The following is an 18300-nucleotide window of genomic DNA, read 5'->3' on the forward strand; positions in this document are numbered from 1 at the left end:
ATGGCTAAGATCAAAAAGGGTGACCTCGTTCAGGTCATCACTGGCGCCAAGGCTGAGCGCGGCGGCGACAAAGGCAAGCAGGGCAAGGTTCTGCGCGTATTCCCGGACACCAACCGCGTGTTGGTTGAAGGCATTAACCGCGTAACCAAGCACACCAAGGTCGGTCAGTCGCAGCGCGGCACCAAGACCGGTGGCATCGAGGTCGTCGAGGCCACGATCCACATCTCCAACGTGGCTCTGGTTGACCCGTCCACCAAGAAGCCCACCCGCGTCGGTTTCCGCACCGAGACCGTTGAGCGCGATGGCGTGAAGCGTGAAGTGCGCGTCCGCGTGGCCAAGAGCTCAGGGAAGGACATCTAATGACTGAGACTCTCGAGACTCCGGCAAGCAAGATGGTTCCTCGTCTGAAGACCAAGTATGCCGATTCCATCAAGAACACGCTGACTGAGGAATTCAAGTACCAGAACGTCAACCAGGTTCCCCGCCTGGTCAAGGTCGTTGTGAACATGGGTGTTGGAGATGCCGCCAAGGACTCCAAGCTTATCGACGGCGCTGTCCGCGATCTGACCCTGATCACCGGCCAGAAGCCGCAGGTAACCAAGGCCCGCAAGTCGATCGCACAGTTCAAGCTGCGCGAAGGCATGCCGATCGGTGCACACGCAACTCTGCGTGGGGACCGCATGTGGGAATTCCTGGACCGTCTGGTCACGCTGGCACTGCCGCGTATCCGTGACTTCCGTGGCCTCAGCGGCAAGCAGTTCGATGGCAACGGCAACTACACCTTCGGTCTGACCGAGCAGGTTATGTTCCACGAGATCGACCAGGATTCCATCGACCGCGTTCGCGGCATGGACATCACCGTCGTGACCACTGCCAAGACCGACGACGAAGGCCGCGCGCTGCTCAAGGCGCTTGGCTTCCCGTTCAAGACCGAAGATTAATCTAGCTACGTAAAAGGTCCGTCCGCGCTGTTTGACGAATTCTGTTCGGAAAAACCAGCACGGCGGAAACCGTTATGAGGAAGGGCAAGAGCCCACATGACAATGACAGATCCCGTCGCAGACATGCTTACGCGTCTGCGCAACGCTAACTCGGCATACCACGACTCCGTGACCATGCCGTACAGCAAGCTCAAGGCACGCGTTGCCGACATCCTGAAGGCTGAAGGTTACATCGCCTCCTGGAAAGAAGAAGACGCGGAGGTTGGCAAGAAGCTGACCCTCGAGCTCAAGTTCGGTCCGAACCGCGAGCGTTCAATCGCTGGCGTTCGTCGTATTTCCAAGCCGGGACTGCGCGTTTACGCAAAGTCCACCAACCTGCCGCACGTGCTCGGTGGCCTGGGTGTCGCAATCCTGTCCACCTCTTCCGGCCTCTTGACTGACAAGCAGGCCGGCAAGAAGGGCGTGGGCGGCGAAGTCCTCGCTTACGTCTGGTAACGGGAAAGGAAGAGAATAATGTCACGTATTGGACGTCTCCCCATCACCGTTCCTGCCGGCGTTGAGGTCAAGGTTGACGGCTCTGTCGTCAGCGTCAAGGGTTCCAAAGGCGAGCTGAGCCACACTGTGCCCAGCCCGATCGAGGTTTCCCTGGAAGAAGGCACCCTGACTGTCGCCCGCCCGAACGACGAGCGCGCCTCACGTTCGCTGCACGGCCTGACCCGCACCCTGATCGCCAACATGATCCAGGGTGTTACCGCAGGCTACGAGAAGAAGCTTGAGATTGTCGGTACCGGTTACCGCGTCCAGGCCAAGGGAACTGATCTGGAGTTCGCTCTGGGCTACAGCCACCCGGTCAACGTCTCGGCACCGAACGGCATCACCTTTGCAGTAGAGACCCCGACCAAGCTCTCTGTTTCAGGTATCTCCAAGCAGCAGGTCGGCGAGGTTGCTGCCAACATTCGCAAGCTGCGGAAGCCGGACCCCTACAAGGGCAAGGGCATCCGTTACGCAGGCGAAGTCATCCGCCGCAAGGTCGGAAAGGCTGGTAAGTAACCATGGCGATCGCAATTAACAAGAAGCGTACGAACAAGAGCAAGTCTGCCCAGCGCAGCCGCCGCCAGCTTCGTATCCGCAAGCGCATCTCCGGAACGGCTGTACGTCCTCGTCTGGTCGTCAACCGCTCCGCACGCCACGTATTCGTCCAGGTTGTCGATGACACCAAGGGCCTGACCGTAGCGAGCGCCTCCACATTGGAAGCCGACCTTCGTGCATTCGATGGTGACAAGACCGCCAAGGCCAAGCGCGTTGGCGAACTGGTCGCCGAGCGCGCCAAGGCTGCCGGTATCGAAGCTGTTGTCTTCGACCGCGGTGGTAACAAGTACCACGGCCGGATCGCCGCCGTTGCTGACGGCGCCCGTGAAGGTGGGCTGTCACTGTGACCGAAAATAACGAAAAGGACATTCAGGTGACTGAAGCTGTAGCTGCTCCGGCAACTGAGACCGCTGCGCCTGCTACCACCGACGGCGCCCGTGGTGGCGCTGCTCGTCGTGGCGAGCGTGGCGACCGCGGCCAGGGCCGTGGCGACCGTGGTGGCCGTGGTGGCCGCGATGGTGGCCGCGAAGCCGAAAAGAGCCAGTTCGTAGAGCGCGTCGTAACCATCAACCGTGTTTCCAAGGTCGTCAAGGGTGGTCGTCGCTTCAGCTTCACCGCCCTCGTCGTCGTCGGTGACGGCAACGGTATGGTCGGCGTCGGCTACGGCAAGGCTAAGGAAGTTCCTGCCGCAATCGCGAAGGGCGTCGAAGAGGCCAAGAAGTCTTTCTTCCGCGTTCCCCGCATCGGCAGCACCATCCCGCACCGTGTTCAGGGTGAAGCCGCCGCAGGCGTCGTCATGCTGCGTCCGGCTTCTGCCGGTACCGGTGTTATCGCCGGCGGTCCGGTCCGTGCAGTACTGGAGTGCGTGGGCATCCACGACATCCTCTCCAAGTCGCTCGGTTCCTCGAACGCCATCAACATCGTTCACGCGACCGTTGACGCGCTGAAGCGCCTCGAAGAGCCGGCAGCAGTGGCAGCACGCCGCGGCCTCCCGCTCGACGAGATCGCCCCGCCGGCAATGGTGAAGGCGCTTTTGAACCAGAAGGCAGGTGTCTGAGTCATGGCTAAGAACGTGCTTGTCTCCGACGCTAAGTTGGAGATCACTCAGATCAAGTCCGCCATTGGCGGCAAGCAGAACCAGCGCGACACCCTTCGGTCCCTCGGCCTGAAGCGGATCGGACACACTGTTGTCCGCACCGCCGACGCCGTGACCGTCGGAATGCTCAACACGGTTCCGCACCTGGTAAAGGTAGAGGAGGCGAAGTAAATGGCAGAGAAGAACACCGCCGAAAAGGCACAGGGCGCCGCTGCTGAGAAGCAGAACGCACTGAAGGTTCACCACCTGCGTCCCGCCCCGGGTGCCAAGACCGCCAAGACCCGTGTTGGTCGTGGTGAAGGTTCCAAGGGTAAGACCGCCGGTCGCGGTACCAAGGGTACGAAGGCCCGCTACCAGATCAAGGCTGGCTTTGCCGGCGGCCAGCTGCCGCTGCACATGCGCCTGCCGAAGCTGCGCGGCTTCAAGAACCCGTTCCGGGTTGAGTACCAGGTCGTAAACCTGGACAAGCTCAACGAGCTGTTCCCGGAAGGTGGCGCAGTCACCGTGGAGAACCTGGTCGAAAAGGGTGCCGTTCGCAAGAACCAGCCCGTCAAGGTGCTTGGCACCGGCGACATCACCGTCAAGGTTGACGTCACTGTCCACGCATTTTCGGCCAGCGCCGCAGAAAAGATCGCCGCAGCAGGCGGCAGCACCACCGCCCTCTAACGAGGCGGCGGGGCGATTGCCCGCAGCTGTTACTCCCGGTACCAGGGGCCCACGGCCTCCGGTACCGGGAGTTTTTTCATTTTCCGGCCCTTCCGATTGTTCGCAGGGCGCATCCACCCGTTAGACTCGGTTGTTGGGTTTATTTGACCTGTCTCACACGACTATACTTATTACTCAGGAGGACGCTTGCTTAGCGCATTTGGCCGGGCCTTTCGCACGCCTGATCTGCGACGCAAGTTGTTGTTCACGCTGGGAATCATCACAATCTTCCGCTTGGGTGCCTTCATCCCCTCGCCCGGTGTGAGCTACCAGAATGTCCAGCAATGCTTGCAGAACGGTCAGACCTCGGGCGGGATCTACCAGCTCGTCAACCTGTTCAGCGGCGGTGCCTTGCTGCAGGTCTCCATCTTTGCCCTCGGCATCATGCCGTACATCACGGCCAGCATCATCGTCCAGCTCCTCCGGGTGGTCATTCCCCGTTTCCAGGAGCTCTACGATGAAGGCGCCTCGGGCCAGTCGAAGCTGACGCAGTACACCCGCTACCTCACGATCGCCCTCGGCCTGCTGAACGCCACGACGCTCGTGTCCCTGGCCCGGTCCGGCCAGCTGCTGCCGAACTGCCAGCTGCCGATCATCCCGGACGCCAGCATCATCACCACGATCCTGATTGTCATCACCTTGACGGCCGGCACCGGCCTGATCATGTGGATGGGCGAGCTCGTGACGGAAAAGGGCGTCGGCAACGGCATGTCCCTGCTCATCTTCACGTCCATCGCGGCAGGCTTCCCGGGCTCCCTTGGCGCCATCTGGAAGGCCCAGGGACCGGGCACCTTCTTCATGGTCCTGGTCATCGGCCTCCTCACAGTTGCCCTTGTGGTCTTCGTGGAGCAGTCCCAGCGCCGCATCCCGGTGCAGTACGCCAAGCGCATGATCGGACGCCGCACGGTCGGCGGCACCAGCACCTACATCCCCATCAAGGTGAACATGGCCGGCGTCGTGCCCGTCATCTTCGCTTCGTCCATGCTGTACCTGCCCGGGCTGATCGCGCAGTTCAACCAGCCCAAGGCCGGCGAGCAGATGCAGCCGTGGGTCGAGTGGATCAACAACAACATGACCAAGGGTGACCACCCGATCTATATGGCGCTGTATTTCGCCATGATTGTGTTCTTCACCTACTTCTATGTTGCGATTACCTTCAACCCCGAAGAGGTCTCGGACAACATGAAGAAGTACGGGGGCTTCATTCCGGGCATCCGCGCCGGCAAGCCGACCGCGGATTATCTTCAGTACGTCCTATCCCGGATCACCCTGCCCGGCGCCTTCTACTTGGGCTTCGTGGCACTGATCCCGCTGGTTGCACTGGTCCTGATCAACGCCAACCAGAACTTCCCGTTCGGCGGCACCTCGATCCTGATCATGGTGGGCGTCGGCCTGGAGACCGTGAAGCAGATTGATGCGCAGCTACAGCAACGTCACTACGAAGGGCTTTTGCGATGACGAGAATGTTGATTATCGGACCTCCCGGTTCAGGCAAGGGAACGCAGGCGGAACGCATTTCGGAGCGCCTCGGCGTCGTTGCGATCTCCACCGGTGACATCTTCCGTGCCAACGTCAAGGGTGAGACGCCCTTGGGCATCGAAGCCAAGAAGTACATGGACGCGGGCGACTTCGTTCCGGACAGCGTGACCAACAAGATGGTCCGCGACCGCCTCAGCGAGAACGACGTCGAAGCCGGCTTCCTTCTGGACGGATACCCGCGCACCACCGCGCAGGTGGACTACCTCGACGACATCCTTGCCGGCGGCAACCAGAAGCTCGACGTCGTCCTGCAGCTCACGGCCGATGACGAGGAACTCGTCGCCCGGCTGTTGGGCCGCGCCAAGGACACCGGACGCAGCGACGACAACGAGGCCGTCATCCGCCACCGGCTTGACCTGTACCACGGCCAGACGGAAGCGGTAGTGGCCAAGTACGCCGACCGTGGCATCCTGACCCGCGTTGATGGCATCGGCGCCATCGACGAGGTCACCGACCGCGTCATGCAGGCCATCAAAGAGGCCCAGGCCGCCTGATCCCGGCCCCCGACATTTGAGGCCCCTCCCGGACCACCGGGAGGGGCCTCAGCCATTTCGGCCGCGTACCTTCCCCCCGGGCAGGCGGCCCCACCGAAAGGAATCTGCAGATGGCATTCGGCCAGCCGCGCATCGAATACAAGACCAACGCCCAGATGCACACCATGCACGAGGCCGGGCTGGTCCTCAGCCGCGCCCTCGACGCCGCAGTCGCGGCGGCCGCACCCGGCAAGACCACCCGCGACCTCGACGCGGTGTTCGCCGCCGTGCTCAAGGAAGCGGGCGCCACGTCCAACTTCCTCGGCTACCACGACTTCCCGGCAACGATCTGCACCTCGGTCAATGAAGAAGTTGTGCACGGCATTCCCGGCGACCGCGTGCTGAAGGACGGCGACATCATTTCAATCGACGGCGGTGCGATCCTTGACGGCTGGCACTCCGATTCCGCACGCACCGTGATCGTGGGCACCGCCGATCCCGAAGACCAGCGGCTCTCCGAGGTAACCGAGGCGGCCATGTGGCACGGCATCGCAGCCCTCGCCACGGGCAAGTTCGTCGGTGATATCGGCAACGCGGTTGACGACTACGTCTCCTCCGTTCCCGGCAAGCCGCTCGGGATCCTGGAGGACTACGTGGGGCACGGCATTGGTTCGCAGATGCACATGGCGCCTGACGTCCTGAACTACCGCACCAGCCACCGCGGGCCGAAGATCCGTCCGGGACTGTGCCTGGCGATCGAACCCATGCTGGTGCGCGGAAGCATCGAGACGGCCGTCCTGGCGGACGACTGGACCGTGGTCACCACCGACGGCCAGCGGTCCTGCCAGTGGGAGCACTCCGTGGCGGTCCATGAGAAGGGCATCTGGGTGCTCTCAGCGCCCGACGGCGGCGCCGCCAAACTGGCTCCGCTCGGCGTCGTGCCGGTCCCGATTCCCTGACGCGGCACGGCGGCGATGCCCAGATCCGCCTCCGACGCAGAAAATCCCTGGCGCCACCGAATTCCGGTGTCGCCAGGGATTTTCCGTGTCCCCAGGATGCGGGTGGCGCGTCAGCTCTTGAGCTTCGGCTTCACGTCCTTGTTGTAGATGCCCTCAAGGGTCGCCTTGAGATCCGTCATGGTGGCCTTGACGTCGCCCTGCTGGGTGAGGATCTTGGCCGCAGCCTTCGCCATCTCCTGGTCCGCCCCGGGCAGGAACACGCGCGCGTTGTCCTGGACGTGGGTCACGGGAAGCTGGTCCATCGCCGTCTTGATCTGCGGGGTCTTCGCCAGCACCGCGCTCATGTCCGCCGACATACGGGTGGGCATGTAGCCGGTGGCCGCGGAAAACGCAGCCGTGTTTTCCGGTTCGGTCATGAACTTCAGGAACGTGGCAGCCGCGAGCTGCACTTCCTTGCTCACGCCGCTGGGAATGCCCAGCCCGGCGCCGCCGGTGGGGCAGACGTTGGTTTCCTGCTTCGGGCCGCCGGGCAGGAAGCCAACGCCCACATTAAACTTGGCTGACTTCAGGACGCCAAGCAGGGAACCCGTCGAAGAGATGGTCGTGGAGGTGATGCCGGCGGAGAAGTCGTCGGCCGCTTCCTTGGAGGAGACACCTGCCCAGCCGTCCTTGTAGATCGAGTCCTGGGCCCACTGCAGGGCCGCGACAGACTCGGCGGAGTCGCAGTTGATGGTCCACTCATTGGACCAGCTGCCACCCCAGCCCCATAGGTTGTTCTGCAGGGTCCAGCCGGCGTAGCCGGCCAGGGCCGGGTAGATGTACGCGTACTTGGCGCCGGAGCTGGCCTTGAGCTTCGGGGCCCACTCGCCAAACTCCTGCCAGGTCTTGGGGGCACGGTCCGGCAGCCCGGCGGCCTTGAAATGGTCCTTGTTGTAGTAGAACAGCGGGGTGGAACGGCCATAGGGGAGGGCCCACTGCTTGCCGGCGTACTGGTAGTCCGCAACGAGGGACTTCTGGAAGTCGTCCATCTTGACGTCGAGCTGCTTGATCAGGCCGTCAAGGGGGATGATGTTGCCGTTGGTGTAGTAGCGGAACCACCACACGTCGGAGAGCACCACGAGGCCCGGCAGGGCGGACTTCGCTGCCTGGGAGGTCTGGAACTTCTGGGCGATTTCCTCGTAGTTGGCGCCGGCGGTCACGAGGTTGACCTTGATGTCCGGGAACTTCGCCTGGAACTTGTCGATGATGGCCTTTTCGACGTCCTGGGACTGTCCCGGGTGGCTGGTCCAGAAGTCGATTGAGGCGGCCGGTTTGACGCCGGTGAAATCAATATCCGCGGCCTTCGTAGCGTCCGCGGAACCCCCGGTGGAGGGGCCGCCGCATGCCGCCAGGGCTGCCGCGCCCGCGGTGAGGCCGGCCATTCCCAGGAAATGCCTGCGGTCCAGATTCATAGCCATGTGGATCCTCTCAAGATGCTGACTCGTTTAATATCGGTGGAGATAAAACAGGGGGCTGGTCGTGCCGGACACGGCCGGCGGGACCGTCATCCGGTGACGCTGCCCTGGGTCAGGCCCGCCACGATATAGCGCTGCAGGGCGGCGAACACCAGGAGGATGGGGACGATCACGAGCATGGCGCCGGCCATGAGGATGCCCCAGCCGGACCCGTTGCCTTCCGAGTTCTGCAGCAGGGTAAGGCCCACCGGCAGCGTCATGGTCTCGGGGCGGTCTGTGATGATGAGCGGCCAGATGTAGTCGTTCCACTCACTCACTACGGTGACCAGGGCAACCGTCGCGATCGAGGGCACGGATACCGGTGCCACAACCTGCCAGAGACGCCGCCAATGCCCGGCGCCGTCAATCTCGGCAGCCTCAAGGATGGAGCCGGGCAGCGTCATGAAGTGCTGGCGCAGCAGGAAGGTGCCGAACGCGGTGCCCAACCCGGGCAGGATGATCCCCCACAGGGTGTTCTTCCCGCCCATGCCAGCGATCAGGATGTAGTTGGGCAGGATGGATACCTGCGGGGGCACCATGAGGGCCACAAGGATGACGACGAAGATGACGTTCTTGAACGGGAACCGCACGAACACCAGCGCGTAGGCCGTGAGGATGGCCAGGATTACCTTCACGGTGGCACCCACAGTGGTTACGATCAGGCTGTTGAGGAAGAACCTGGCGAACGGCACCGTGGTCATGGCGACGTGGTAGTTCTCCAGGTTCAGGCTTCCGGGCAGGATCTTCAGGTCCGTCGTGACGATCTCTCCGGGCTGCTTGAAAGAGCTCAGGAGCATCCACAGCAAGGGCAGGAAGACCACCAGCGTCGCCAGGATCAGGGGAATGTAGCCGCCGGCGATCGTCTGGACCAGGTTGGCGCGGGAGAACGGGCCGGTGCGCCGCGGCGCGCCGGGCCCGGCGTCGGGAGCGGAAGCCGGTCCGGCATTGGCAGCGGGATCCGGGCTGACCGGGGATAGCGTGCTCAAGAGTAGTGCACCTTCCGTTCGACGAACCGCAACTGGAGCACGGTGATGATGAGCAGGATGGCGAAGAGCACCACGGAGATGGACGCCGAGTAACCGGCACGGTTGAATGCGCCGAAGGCCTGGAGATAGGCCTCATAGATCAGCGTGCTGGTGCCGTTGCCCAGCGGGGTCATGATCCGGATCAGGTCGAAGGCCTGCAGGGAACTGATCATGGTGGTGATGAGCAGGAAGAATGTGGTGGGCGACAACAGCGGGACGGCCATGTTGACAAACCGGCGGAAGCCGCTGGCACCGTCGAGGGAAGCCGCTTCCATGACGTCCTGCGGCAGCGACTGCAGGCCGGCCAGGTACACGACCGCGCAGTAGCCCAGGTTCTTCCATACGTAGACGATGATCACCATGGCCAGCGACAGCTGGGGATCGTTGATCCACTGCGGACTTTGCTGTCCGATGCCGCGCAGCAGCCACGAGAGCACACCGTAGCCGGGGTCGAAGATGAAGAGCCAGACGAGGCCGACGCCGACGCCGCTGAGCACATACGGTGCAAAGACGGCTGACCGGGCAAAGGTGGTGCCGCGGACCTTGGAGTTCAGCGCCAGGGCAACCAGGAGGCCGAGCACCATCGAGCCGCCGACCGTGACTACCGTAAAGACCGCCGTCGTCCCGAGAACCTCGGGCGCATCGGAGCTCGTGAAGAACGTGATGTAGTTCTCGAATCCGACCACGGTGGCCGACGCGGAGCCCAGGGTCCAGTCCAGGGTGGAGTAGTAGATGTTGTTGATGAGCGGGAGGTAGGTGAAGACCGCTATCAGCGCAAGATTTGGCAGTGCCAGGGCCAGGAAGACGAAGAAGTCCCGGCGGGTCCTGACGGACCAGCGTGCCCGGCGCCGGATGGCCGCGGCAGCGTCCACCGTGGCCGGCGGACTGTCTGTAAGTTGTCGAGTCATTCGGGTCTCTAACGGGATCCGGGCCTGCCAGTGGCAGGCGGATGGGCGGGGGATCTACTTCACTTCACCACACACTCAGTGGGCGGAACCCCGCACAAGACCCGGTCGGGGCTTTGTTTTGTCAGGCTTCCCTGCCCGTTAACCAATTGTTCGTTGCAGTATTACACAACGTTTGCCTTTGATGTGGCTTTGGTGCTAGGGGCCGCACGCAATTCGCGCCGGAGGCATCTGCAACACCGGAAATGCAGGCATCAGCCGGGTCCGCGGCGCCGGCGGGCGCACAATGGAGCCATGACTGCGATTACGGATGTAGCCGGCCTTCGCGTGGGGCACGTTCACAAGTCCGACGGCGGGTGGCTGACCGGCGTGACCGTGGTGCTTCCGCCGCCGGGCACGATTGGCTCCGTCGACGTCCGGGGAGGCGGCCCGGGCACCCACGAGACCGATGCGCTGGATCCGACCACGCTGACTTCTGCCGTGGACGCCGTGGTCCTCACCGGCGGGAGCGCCTTCGGCCTGGCCGCGGCACACGGTGCCCAGCGCTGGTGCGAGGAGAACGGCCGGGGATTCGCCGTTCCCGGCGGCGTCGTTCCGATCGTTCCGGCCGCCGCGATCTTTGACCTGGGCCGCGGGGGCGATTTTTCCGCCCGCCCGGATGCGGCCATGGGCTATGCGGCCACGGCCGCGGCCGCCGCCCAGGCAGAAGGGCACGATGTCGGGCGCGGCAACGTCGGCGCCGGCACCGGAGCGGCGATCGGCCGGGGCCGGTTCAAGGGAGGAGTGGGCACAGCCTCCATTACATTAGACAACGGGGTGGTGGTCGGTGCCATCGCCGTGGTGAATGCGCTTGGATTGCCTTTTGGCACATCGCCGCAGCGGCCGGAACCCGGCAGCGTGCGTCTAAGCGAGGAACGAGCGAGCGCGCAGAGGGTTGCGGTTGTTGAGGCGAAAGCCGGGAACGGCGGCGTTAGCTCGACAGAGCCACCGGCACTGAACACCACCCTCGTCGTCGTCGCCACGAACGCGGTCCTGGACAAGGCCGAGTGCAAGCGGACGGCGTCGGCGGCCCATGCCGGACTGGCCCGGGCGCTTGATCCGAGCCATACCCTGGCGGACGGGGACACCGTCTTCACCCTGGCGACCTGCACCGTCGCGCTGGACCGCAGCACCGAAGCCGCGCGGCAACTGAGCCTGATCACCCTGCAAAGCGCGGCAGCCGACGTAGTCCGCCTGGCCATCCTGGACGGAATCGCCAGCGCCGAGGCCGTGGTCACGCCGGCGCTGGCCTTAGATGCGTACGGGGGCTGAGTGCGCTACGATTGCTGGATTTAACAATCGCGCCTGAATGGCGTAATGTTGTCTGTTGGTTGTCTGCCCTGTTGTGCCCTTTTGTGGCCGGGAGGCATCAGCCAATCAATCAAAAACGTCCGCAGTCATGACCGGTGCAAACCGGGAGGCGGCGGCAACAACAGTTAGCGGAGGGTATGGCCAAGAAGGACGGGGTCATTGAGATCGAGGGCGTTGTGACTGAGGCGCTGCCTAATGCGATGTTTCGCGTTGAGCTCACCAACAAGCACATCGTTCTGGCACACATCTCTGGAAAGATGCGCCAGCACTACATCAGGATTCTCCCTGAGGACCGGGTAGTGGTGGAGCTGAGCCCGTACGACCTGACACGTGGTCGTATCGTCTACCGCTACAAGTAAACACTGGGCGGCCAGAGCAACAGCCGAAGGCCGGTCCAGCTGACCAACTGCAACACGCAAAGGAACGCCATGAAGGTCAAGCCGAGCGTCAAGCAGATCTGCGAAAAGTGCAAAGTGATCCGCCGTAATGGCCGGGTCATGGTGATCTGCGAGAACCCGCGCCACAAGCAGCGCCAGGGCTAATTTCCCCTTCGGGAAATCCTGGGTTGCTAACCCACGCAAGTAAATAAAAGGCAGCACAAGCTGATTTGGGACACTGAGCTAGAACGAGTCCGGACAGCTAACCCCCGGTCGGAGGCTGGGGCCGCACGCAACGTGCGGGTGTACTGCCTACGACCTCCGGTTTATTCAAGGAGCACTGCCTCTATGGCTCGTCTCGCTGGCGTAGACATTCCCCGCGAAAAGCGGTTGGAAATTGCGCTTACTTACATCTACGGCGTGGGCAAGACCCGTGCACACGAAACCCTGGCTGCCACCGGCATCAGCGCGGACGTTCGGGTCAAGGACCTGACGGACGCACAGCTGGTTGAGCTGCGTGACTACATTGAAGGCAACTACAAGGTTGAGGGTGACCTTCGCCGCGAGGTAGCCGCTGACATCCGCCGCAAGGTTGAGATCGGCAGCTACGAAGGTATTCGCCACCGCAAGGGCCTGCCAGTGCGCGGACAGCGTACGAAGACGAACGCGCGTACCCGCAAGGGCCCGAAGCGCACCGTCGCAGGCAAGAAGAAGGCCCGTTAATCCCTGAGGGATTAACTCGGCCTACCCCCGATAACTTTCTGTAGGAGAAAAAATGCCCCCGAAGACTCGTGGCGCGGTTCGCAAGCCGCGTAAGAAGGACAAGAAGAATATCGCGCTGGGCCAGGCGCACATCAAGAGCACCTTTAACAACACCATCGTTTCCATCACGGATCCGAACGGTGCTGTCATCTCCTGGGCTTCGTCCGGCGAGGTTGGCTTCAAGGGCTCGCGCAAGTCCACCCCGTTCGCTGCCCAGATGGCTGCCGAGGCCGCCGCGAAGCGTGCACAGGAGCACGGCATGCGCAAGGTTGACGTGTTCGTCAAGGGACCGGGTTCCGGACGCGAGACCGCAATCCGCTCACTGCAGGCCGCTGGCCTCGAGGTTGGATCCATCCAGGATGTAACCCCCAGCGCCCACAACGGCTGCCGTCCGCCCAAGCGCCGCCGCGTCTAAGGCTTTCCAGCGCTCAGGAGCTTGCCCGGACCCTCACGGGTCCGGGCAGGCCCGGCCGCGTTAAGACTTTAGACCGATCTTTCCACCACCTGTGTTGCGTCATATAGCGGATGCTCGCCGAAAGGAAACCTAAGTGCTCATTGCACAGCGCCCCACCCTCTCCGAAGAGGTCGTCTCCGAAAACCGCTCCCGGTTCATCATTGAACCGCTTGAGCCGGGCTTCGGGTACACCCTCGGAAACTCCCTCCGCCGTACCCTGCTCTCCTCCATCCCCGGTGCCTCTGTAACGAGCATCCGGATCGATGGCGTGCTGCACGAGTTCACCACGGTCCCGGGTGTCAAGGAAGATGTCACTGAGATCATCCTGAACATCAAGAACCTGTCGGTTTCCTCCGAGCACGACGAGCCGGTTGTTGCGTACCTGCGCAAGCAGGGCCCGGGAGTCGTCACCGCCGCGGACATCGCTCCGCCGGCCGGCGTCGAATTCCACAACCCGGATCTGCACATTGCCACGCTGAACTCGAAGGGCAAGTTCGAACTCGAACTGACCATCGAGCGAGGCCGCGGCTACGTTTCGGCAGCTCAGAACAAGTCCGGCGACTCCGAGATCGGCCGCATCCCGGTCGACTCGATCTACTCGCCGGTCCTGAAGGTTACTTTCCGCGTGGAAGCTACCCGTGTTGAGCAGCGCACTGACTTCGACAAGCTGATTGTCGACGTCGAGACCAAGCAGGCCATCGCCCCGCGCGATGCTGTTGCTTCGGCAGGTACCACCCTGGTGGAACTGTTCGGTCTGGCTCGCGAGCTGAACACCGCAGCTGAAGGTATCGAGATTGGCCCGTCGCCGACGGACGCTGCCCTGGCAGCCGACATGGCACTGCCGATCGAGGATCTGGACCTCACCGTCCGTTCCTACAACTGCCTCAAGCGTGAGGGCATCCACACCGTGGGTGAACTCGTTGCCCGCTCCGAGGCTGACCTCATGGATATCCGTAACTTCGGTGCGAAGTCCATTGACGAGGTCAAGGCGAAGCTGGTGGAACTGGGACTGTCCCTCAAGGACTCTCCTCCCGGATTCGACCTCGCAGCACGTGCCGCAGCCATCGAAGAGGACGACGCCGCTTTCAGCGACGACGAGCTCTAACAAACAGATCTTGGCCGGCGGGCCCGATGCACCCTGGCGTGCGCAACCCACCGGCTTCCACATGAGGAGAAACTATTATGCCTACACCCGCTAAGGGTCCGCGCCTCGGAGGCGGAGCGGCTCACGAGCGTCTTATGCTCGCGAACCTGTCCGCCGCGCTCTTCGAGCACAAGCGGATCACCACCACGGTGACCAAGGCCAAGCGACTGAAGCCTTACGCTGAGCGCCTGGTGACCTTCGCCAAGCGTGGCGACCTGGCTTCCCGCCGTCGTGTACTCGGCCTGATCAGCGACAAGGGCATCGTCCACGAGCTGTTCACCGACATTGCACAGGCAGTGGAGAACCGCAACGGCGGTTACACCCGCATCACCAAGATCGGCAACCGCAAGGGCGACAACGCTCCCATGGCTGTCATCGAACTGGTTCTCGAGCCGGTTTCCGCCAAGCAGGCCGTGGTAGCCGAGGCTACTTCCGCTGCACAGCGGGACGCTGAGAAGAAGGACGCCGAGAAGGCCGAGGCAGCTCCGGTTGCCGAGACCGAAGAGGCTCCTGAGGCTGAGGTCGTTGAGACTGAAGCTGCAGCTACCGAAGAGGCTCCGGTTGCCGAGGAAGCAGCCGCCGCCTCGGAGAAGGACGCGAAGTAATTCGCTGATTTCTTCGCATAGACTTAAGTCTATGAACGAGCCAAAACCCGCTGCCCCCGTCATGGGGGGCGGCGGGTTTTTGCGTATCCGGTTGGATCTGGGCTACGACGGCGGCCCCTTCAGCGGGTGGGCCGTCCAGCCCGGCCTGCGCACTGTCCAGGGCACGCTGGAGCAGGCCCTTGAGCTGCTTATCCGGCGCCCGGTCCGGGTCACGGTGGCTGGCCGGACAGATGCGGGCGTACACGCCCGCGGCCAGGTGGTGCATCTGAACCTCACGCAGGCCGAGTGGCTGGGCCTGAACCGCGGCGCCGAGCTGGATCCCGCCGTCGCCTTGCTCCGCCGCGTGCGCGGCGCCCTGAGCCGCGGGCTGGGGCAACTCAGCGGAGCGATCGAAGTCCACCACGTCACTGTGGCTCCGGAGGGCTTCGACGCGCGTTTTTCCGCGCTCTGGCGCCGCTACTCCTACCGGATCGCGGACGGCCCCGCGCTCTGGGACCCGCTGGGCCGCTACTCGACGCTCTGGCACAACGCCCCGCTGGACGTCGGGCTGCTCAACGAGGGCGCCTCGCAGCTGCTGGGGCTGCAGGATTTCCGCTCCTACTGCAAGCCGCGGGAGGGAGCGACCACCATCAGGGAGCTGCAGCGCTTCGAATTCGCCCGCGGCACCGACGGCGTCATTGTCGCCACGGTGCAGGCTGACGCGTTCTGCCACAACATGGTGCGTTCCCTCGTGGGCTCGGCGCTCTTCGTGGGGGAGGGCCTGGAATCCCCGGAATGGATGCTGGAACGGCTGCTTGCCCGGCAGCGGGACGCCAAGTCGGTGCTGGCTGCCCCGCATCCGCTGGTGCTTGAGGAAGTGGCCTACCCGTCGGAAAGCGGAATGCTGGCCCGGGCAGAGCTGACAAGGGCTATGCGCGCGTAAGACCGACGGCATCCAGAATTTTCGTGCAGGTCGCCGCGGAACTTCCCCACCTTCGACGGCGCGAAACCGCTAGTCGACGGCGGTTCGGCCCAACACGCCTGCCGGGACCTCCAAAGGCTGGGAATCCCCGGCGCATTAGAAGGCCGCCGGGGGACCCTCGGCGGGAAGCTCGACGGTGAACGTGCTGCCGCGGCCTGGAAGCGTGGTGCAGGAGATCGTCCCCCCGTGGCGTTCCACGATTGCCTTGGTGATCGACAATCCGAGTCCTGCCCCGGGGATTGCCCCTTCCCGGACCACGGGACTCCGGAAGAACCGGGTGAATACCCGCTCTGCGTCTGCGGCGGTCATGCCCATGCCCGTGTCCTGGACGTGAAGCCGTATCCGGCCGTCCTCAGTGCTCGCCGAGACCCGGACAGAACCGCCGTCCGGCGAGTACTTGATGGCGTTGGAAACGAGGTTGTCCAGTGCCTGGCCGATGCGGAGCGGATCAACGTGGGCCCACAGGGGCGCGGGGATTTCCGCCGACAGCGAGACCAGCGACGACTGGGCATGTGCCTGCGCGGAACTCAGGGTGGCCTCCACCAGGCCGGCGAGGTCGGTGCGGCGGGGATGAAGATGGACGGCGGAGGTCGCGGACATCAGGAGGTCGGAGACCAGGGCGAGCAGCCGCTCGGCATTGCGCTGCGCGACCTCGATGCGGCGGACTGCCGGGGCTGGGAGGTCCTCCATGTCGGCAAGGACCAGGTCCAGGTTGCCGATGATTGAAGTCAGCGGCGTGCGGAACTCATGTGAGACCGTGGACACCACGTCATCCTTGGCAGCCAGGGCATCGGCCATGCCCGTGACCTCGTTGAACACCACCACCGAGCCCCGGAACGCGCCGTCGTCGTTCTTCAGCGCCCGGGCGGCGGTGGACACCACCCGGCTGCCCGGAGCCCCCCCGAAGCAGACCAGATAGTCGGCAAACGATTCGCCGGCGAGTGCACGCCGGAGAGGATGCCGGTCGAGCGGTAGCGGAGTCGTCTTGTCCTGGCCCGTCAACGCAAGTTGCCCCTCCTCCGGCACCCGGAGACCGCTGTGAGGTGCCGCGGATGCCTCCAGGACGGCCTGCCAGCTGTTCGTCAGCAGGCGGCGGCCATCAGCGTCCACCGCCACGATGCCGACGTCGACGGTGTCCAGAATGGCGCCGAGGAGCTGTCCACGCTCCCTGCTGTCCGCGAGCAGGGCGTGCAGCTCAGCTTCCTTGGATTCGATCCTGCGAATCATGAGGGTCAGCAGGGCCGCATAGATGCCCAGCCCTGCGAGGCCGAGGACGCTTCCGAGGACGCCGGGCCGCCAGCCTCCGGGCGCCCCAATGACCGCAGCCGCCACCACGAGAGCCAGCGGGAGCTGGCACGCCAGAAGCCGGGCGCGCGGGCCCAAATCCTTGACGAACCGGCCCGCACCCCGGACCCGCAATTCTTCACCCACTGAAGCCGCGCCCCTTTCTTGCTGCTCCAGTTTTACACCCGGTGTCACATAACCGTGACACAAATCCAAGTTTTGTGGCGTCTGTTGCTGCGCCGCAGCGTTTTTTGCCTTCGTCCGTGGGTATTCTGACAGTGCCGGTTGGGGGCCGACGAGATCAACGCTGCCTGCGCATCCGCGGTAGGCCGCGGAGCTTGCCAGATGTGAGGGGGGCCATGACTGACATGGGAGTCGCCGTCGTCGTTGAAGACGACGAAGATGTTCGGAACCTAGTCGAAGCCGTGTTGAGCCAGGCCGGGTTCGAAGTCCACTCCGCCGCGGGAGGGCGGGAAGGGGTGGACGTCGTCCGGCGCGAGGCGGCCAGCGTCGTCACCCTGGATGTGGGTCTTCCGGACATTGACGGGTTCGAGGTGCTCCGACGCATTCGGCAGTTCAGCGACGCGTACGTCGTCATGCTGACGGCTCGAACCGACGAGCTCGATACGCTCACGGCATTCCATACCGGGGCGGATGACTTCCTGGCCAAGCCGTTCAGGCCGCGCGAACTGCGTGCCCGGGTCGGAGCGATGATGCGGCGGCCGCGCCAGGATGTCTTGTCAGCCCTGTCCGCCCCGGTTCCTGAAACCGCCATGATGCCGGCGTCCACCGCGCCCGAAGACTCTGCGTTCCGCCACAACGGCCTGGAGCTGAACCCGGAGACCCGCTCCGTGGCGGTTGACGGCGTCCCCGTAAGCCTGACCCGCAGCGAGTTCGATCTCCTGCACGCGCTGCTCAAGGCTGCAGGCGCGGTCCGGTCAAAGACCGACCTTGTCCGGGTGGTGCGCGGTGAGTACTACCGGGCAGACGCGTACATCAGCGAATCCGATGAGCGCGCAGTCGAAGTGCACATCGGAAACCTCCGGCGGAAGCTGCGCGAGGACCCGTTGCAGCCGCGCTGGCTCCAGACCGTCCGCGGCGTGGGATACCGGCTGGCGCCGGCACGGTAGCGGCCGGG

24 protein-coding genes are annotated in these 18300 nt (G+C 63.8%); 20 read left to right on the top strand and 4 right to left on the bottom strand.

Features of this window, described 5'->3' with window-relative positions:
• From rplX to map, 11 genes are all read left to right on the top strand, one after another.
• The gene (gene rplX / locus AC1DES_RS02185; protein WP_476894031.1) at positions 1–360 is read left to right on the top strand and encodes a 50S ribosomal protein L24; all 360 of its coding nucleotides are present in this window, start codon (positions 1–3) and stop codon (positions 358–360) included.
• A complete protein-coding gene (gene rplE, locus AC1DES_RS02190) occupies positions 360–941 on the top strand; it encodes a 50S ribosomal protein L5 (RefSeq protein ID WP_476894032.1) in 582 nt (193 codons plus the stop codon). The genes rplX and rplE overlap by 1 nt, the downstream gene beginning before the upstream one ends.
• A gap of 96 nt (positions 942–1037) precedes the next feature.
• The gene (rpsH, locus tag AC1DES_RS02195; RefSeq protein ID WP_018773673.1) at positions 1038–1436 is read left to right on the top strand and encodes a 30S ribosomal protein S8; all 399 of its coding nucleotides are present in this window, start codon (positions 1038–1040) and stop codon (positions 1434–1436) included.
• Positions 1437–1454: 18 nt separating this feature from the next.
• On the top strand, positions 1455–1991 hold the full coding sequence (rplF, locus tag AC1DES_RS02200) for a 50S ribosomal protein L6 (RefSeq protein WP_476894033.1): 537 nt from the start codon (positions 1455–1457) through the stop codon (positions 1989–1991).
• A gap of 2 nt (positions 1992–1993) precedes the next feature.
• Complete coding sequence (gene rplR / locus AC1DES_RS02205) at positions 1994–2377, top strand: 50S ribosomal protein L18 (RefSeq protein ID WP_091251989.1); 384 nt, start codon at positions 1994–1996, stop codon at positions 2375–2377.
• Positions 2378–2403: 26 nt separating this feature from the next.
• On the top strand, positions 2404–3087 hold the full coding sequence (gene rpsE, locus AC1DES_RS02210) for a 30S ribosomal protein S5 (protein ID WP_301226746.1): 684 nt from the start codon (positions 2404–2406) through the stop codon (positions 3085–3087).
• Positions 3088–3090: 3 nt separating this feature from the next.
• Complete coding sequence (gene rpmD, locus AC1DES_RS02215; RefSeq protein ID WP_018773676.1) at positions 3091–3297, top strand: 50S ribosomal protein L30; 207 nt, start codon at positions 3091–3093, stop codon at positions 3295–3297.
• Positions 3298–3792 (top strand): 50S ribosomal protein L15, encoded by a 495-nt coding sequence (gene rplO, locus AC1DES_RS02220; protein WP_011692793.1) that lies wholly within the window; start codon positions 3298–3300, stop codon positions 3790–3792. It begins immediately after the preceding gene.
• Between the two features lie 186 nt (positions 3793–3978).
• Positions 3979–5289, top strand: a complete 1311-nt coding sequence (secY, locus tag AC1DES_RS02225) for a preprotein translocase subunit SecY (protein ID WP_476894034.1) — start codon at positions 3979–3981, stop codon at positions 5287–5289.
• Between the two features lie 5 nt (positions 5290–5294).
• Entirely contained in the window at positions 5295–5864 is a 570-nt protein-coding gene (locus tag AC1DES_RS02230) for an adenylate kinase (protein WP_476894219.1), read from the top strand.
• A gap of 110 nt (positions 5865–5974) precedes the next feature.
• Entirely contained in the window at positions 5975–6802 is an 828-nt protein-coding gene (gene map, locus AC1DES_RS02235; RefSeq protein ID WP_476894035.1) for a type I methionyl aminopeptidase, read from the top strand.
• Between the two features lie 110 nt (positions 6803–6912).
• On the opposite strand, the gene AC1DES_RS02240 is transcribed toward map, so the two are convergent.
• The 3 genes from AC1DES_RS02240 to AC1DES_RS02250 all read right to left on the bottom strand — a co-directional run bounded on the left by AC1DES_RS02240 (position 6913) and on the right by AC1DES_RS02250 (position 10228).
• On the bottom strand, positions 6913–8259 hold the full coding sequence (locus AC1DES_RS02240; RefSeq protein ID WP_476894036.1) for an ABC transporter substrate-binding protein: 1347 nt from the start codon (positions 8257–8259) through the stop codon (positions 6913–6915).
• Between the two features lie 86 nt (positions 8260–8345).
• Positions 8346–9281 carry a carbohydrate ABC transporter permease gene (locus AC1DES_RS02245; RefSeq protein ID WP_476894037.1) on the bottom strand — a complete coding sequence of 312 codons (936 nt, stop codon included), beginning with the start codon at positions 9279–9281 and terminating at the stop codon, positions 8346–8348.
• A complete protein-coding gene (locus tag AC1DES_RS02250) occupies positions 9278–10228 on the bottom strand; it encodes a carbohydrate ABC transporter permease (RefSeq protein WP_476894038.1) in 951 nt (316 codons plus the stop codon). The genes AC1DES_RS02245 and AC1DES_RS02250 overlap by 4 nt, the downstream gene beginning before the upstream one ends.
• Positions 10229–10519: 291 nt before the next feature.
• On the opposite strand from AC1DES_RS02250, the gene AC1DES_RS02255 reads away from it, so the two are divergent.
• The 8 genes from AC1DES_RS02255 (at position 10520) to truA (ending at position 15839) form a co-directional block, all read left to right on the top strand.
• Positions 10520–11536 carry a P1 family peptidase gene (locus tag AC1DES_RS02255; protein ID WP_476894039.1) on the top strand — a complete coding sequence of 339 codons (1017 nt, stop codon included), beginning with the start codon at positions 10520–10522 and terminating at the stop codon, positions 11534–11536.
• A gap of 176 nt (positions 11537–11712) precedes the next feature.
• Positions 11713–11934: a translation initiation factor IF-1 gene (gene infA, locus AC1DES_RS02260; protein WP_009358723.1), complete on the top strand. Its 222-nt coding sequence runs from the start codon at positions 11713–11715 to the stop codon at positions 11932–11934.
• 69 nt (positions 11935–12003) lie between these two features.
• Positions 12004–12117: a 50S ribosomal protein L36 gene (gene rpmJ, locus AC1DES_RS02265; protein WP_009358722.1), complete on the top strand. Its 114-nt coding sequence runs from the start codon at positions 12004–12006 to the stop codon at positions 12115–12117.
• Between the two features lie 183 nt (positions 12118–12300).
• Positions 12301–12675: a 30S ribosomal protein S13 gene (gene rpsM, locus AC1DES_RS02270; RefSeq protein WP_028275004.1), complete on the top strand. Its 375-nt coding sequence runs from the start codon at positions 12301–12303 to the stop codon at positions 12673–12675.
• Positions 12676–12727: 52 nt separating this feature from the next.
• Positions 12728–13129, top strand: a complete 402-nt coding sequence (rpsK, locus tag AC1DES_RS02275; protein WP_018773682.1) for a 30S ribosomal protein S11 — start codon at positions 12728–12730, stop codon at positions 13127–13129.
• Between the two features lie 133 nt (positions 13130–13262).
• Positions 13263–14273: a DNA-directed RNA polymerase subunit alpha gene (locus AC1DES_RS02280; RefSeq protein ID WP_018773683.1), complete on the top strand. Its 1011-nt coding sequence runs from the start codon at positions 13263–13265 to the stop codon at positions 14271–14273.
• 77 nt (positions 14274–14350) lie between these two features.
• Positions 14351–14917, top strand: a complete 567-nt coding sequence (gene rplQ, locus AC1DES_RS02285) for a 50S ribosomal protein L17 (RefSeq protein WP_476894040.1) — start codon at positions 14351–14353, stop codon at positions 14915–14917.
• Positions 14918–14948: 31 nt separating this feature from the next.
• Complete coding sequence (gene truA / locus AC1DES_RS02290) at positions 14949–15839, top strand: tRNA pseudouridine(38-40) synthase TruA (RefSeq protein WP_476894041.1); 891 nt, start codon at positions 14949–14951, stop codon at positions 15837–15839.
• 135 nt (positions 15840–15974) lie between these two features.
• On the opposite strand, the gene AC1DES_RS02295 is transcribed toward truA, so the two are convergent.
• A complete protein-coding gene (locus AC1DES_RS02295; protein WP_476894042.1) occupies positions 15975–17309 on the bottom strand; it encodes a sensor histidine kinase in 1335 nt (444 codons plus the stop codon).
• Between the two features lie 212 nt (positions 17310–17521).
• Here AC1DES_RS02295 and AC1DES_RS02300 point away from each other — a divergent pair, with 212 nt between their 5' ends.
• Positions 17522–18292 (top strand): response regulator transcription factor, encoded by a 771-nt coding sequence (locus AC1DES_RS02300; protein WP_476894043.1) that lies wholly within the window; start codon positions 17522–17524, stop codon positions 18290–18292.
• The last annotated feature ends 8 nt before the right edge of the window (positions 18293–18300 follow it).

It is taken from the genome of Arthrobacter sp. 05T442, from assembly GCF_056395945.1.

Bases quoted from the DNA above. Each gene is read 5' to 3' on its own strand.
- rplX (WP_476894031.1), top strand. From the start codon at position 1: ATGGCTAAGATCAAAAAGGGTGACCTCGTTCAGGTCATCACTGGCGCC.
- rplE (WP_476894032.1), top strand. From the start codon at position 360: ATGACTGAGACTCTCGAGACTCCGGCAAGCAAGATGGTTCCTCGTCTG.
- rpsH (WP_018773673.1), top strand. From the start codon at position 1,038: ATGACAATGACAGATCCCGTCGCAGACATGCTTACGCGTCTGCGCAAC.
- rplF (WP_476894033.1), top strand. From the start codon at position 1,455: ATGTCACGTATTGGACGTCTCCCCATCACCGTTCCTGCCGGCGTTGAG.
- rplR (WP_091251989.1), top strand. From the start codon at position 1,994: ATGGCGATCGCAATTAACAAGAAGCGTACGAACAAGAGCAAGTCTGCC.
- rpmD (WP_018773676.1), top strand. From the start codon at position 3,091: ATGGCTAAGAACGTGCTTGTCTCCGACGCTAAGTTGGAGATCACTCAG.
- rplO (WP_011692793.1), top strand. From the start codon at position 3,298: ATGGCAGAGAAGAACACCGCCGAAAAGGCACAGGGCGCCGCTGCTGAG.
- AC1DES_RS02230 (WP_476894219.1), top strand. From the start codon at position 5,295: ATGTTGATTATCGGACCTCCCGGTTCAGGCAAGGGAACGCAGGCGGAA.
- map (WP_476894035.1), top strand. From the start codon at position 5,975: ATGGCATTCGGCCAGCCGCGCATCGAATACAAGACCAACGCCCAGATG.
- AC1DES_RS02240 (WP_476894036.1), bottom strand. From the start codon at position 8,259: ATGGCTATGAATCTGGACCGCAGGCATTTCCTGGGAATGGCCGGCCTC.
- AC1DES_RS02250 (WP_476894038.1), bottom strand. From the start codon at position 10,228: ATGACTCGACAACTTACAGACAGTCCGCCGGCCACGGTGGACGCTGCC.
- AC1DES_RS02255 (WP_476894039.1), top strand. From the start codon at position 10,520: ATGACTGCGATTACGGATGTAGCCGGCCTTCGCGTGGGGCACGTTCAC.
- infA (WP_009358723.1), top strand. From the start codon at position 11,713: ATGGCCAAGAAGGACGGGGTCATTGAGATCGAGGGCGTTGTGACTGAG.
- rpmJ (WP_009358722.1), top strand. From the start codon at position 12,004: ATGAAGGTCAAGCCGAGCGTCAAGCAGATCTGCGAAAAGTGCAAAGTG.
- rpsM (WP_028275004.1), top strand. From the start codon at position 12,301: ATGGCTCGTCTCGCTGGCGTAGACATTCCCCGCGAAAAGCGGTTGGAA.
- rpsK (WP_018773682.1), top strand. From the start codon at position 12,728: ATGCCCCCGAAGACTCGTGGCGCGGTTCGCAAGCCGCGTAAGAAGGAC.
- rplQ (WP_476894040.1), top strand. From the start codon at position 14,351: ATGCCTACACCCGCTAAGGGTCCGCGCCTCGGAGGCGGAGCGGCTCAC.
- truA (WP_476894041.1), top strand. From the start codon at position 14,949: ATGAACGAGCCAAAACCCGCTGCCCCCGTCATGGGGGGCGGCGGGTTT.
- AC1DES_RS02300 (WP_476894043.1), top strand. From the start codon at position 17,522: ATGACTGACATGGGAGTCGCCGTCGTCGTTGAAGACGACGAAGATGTT.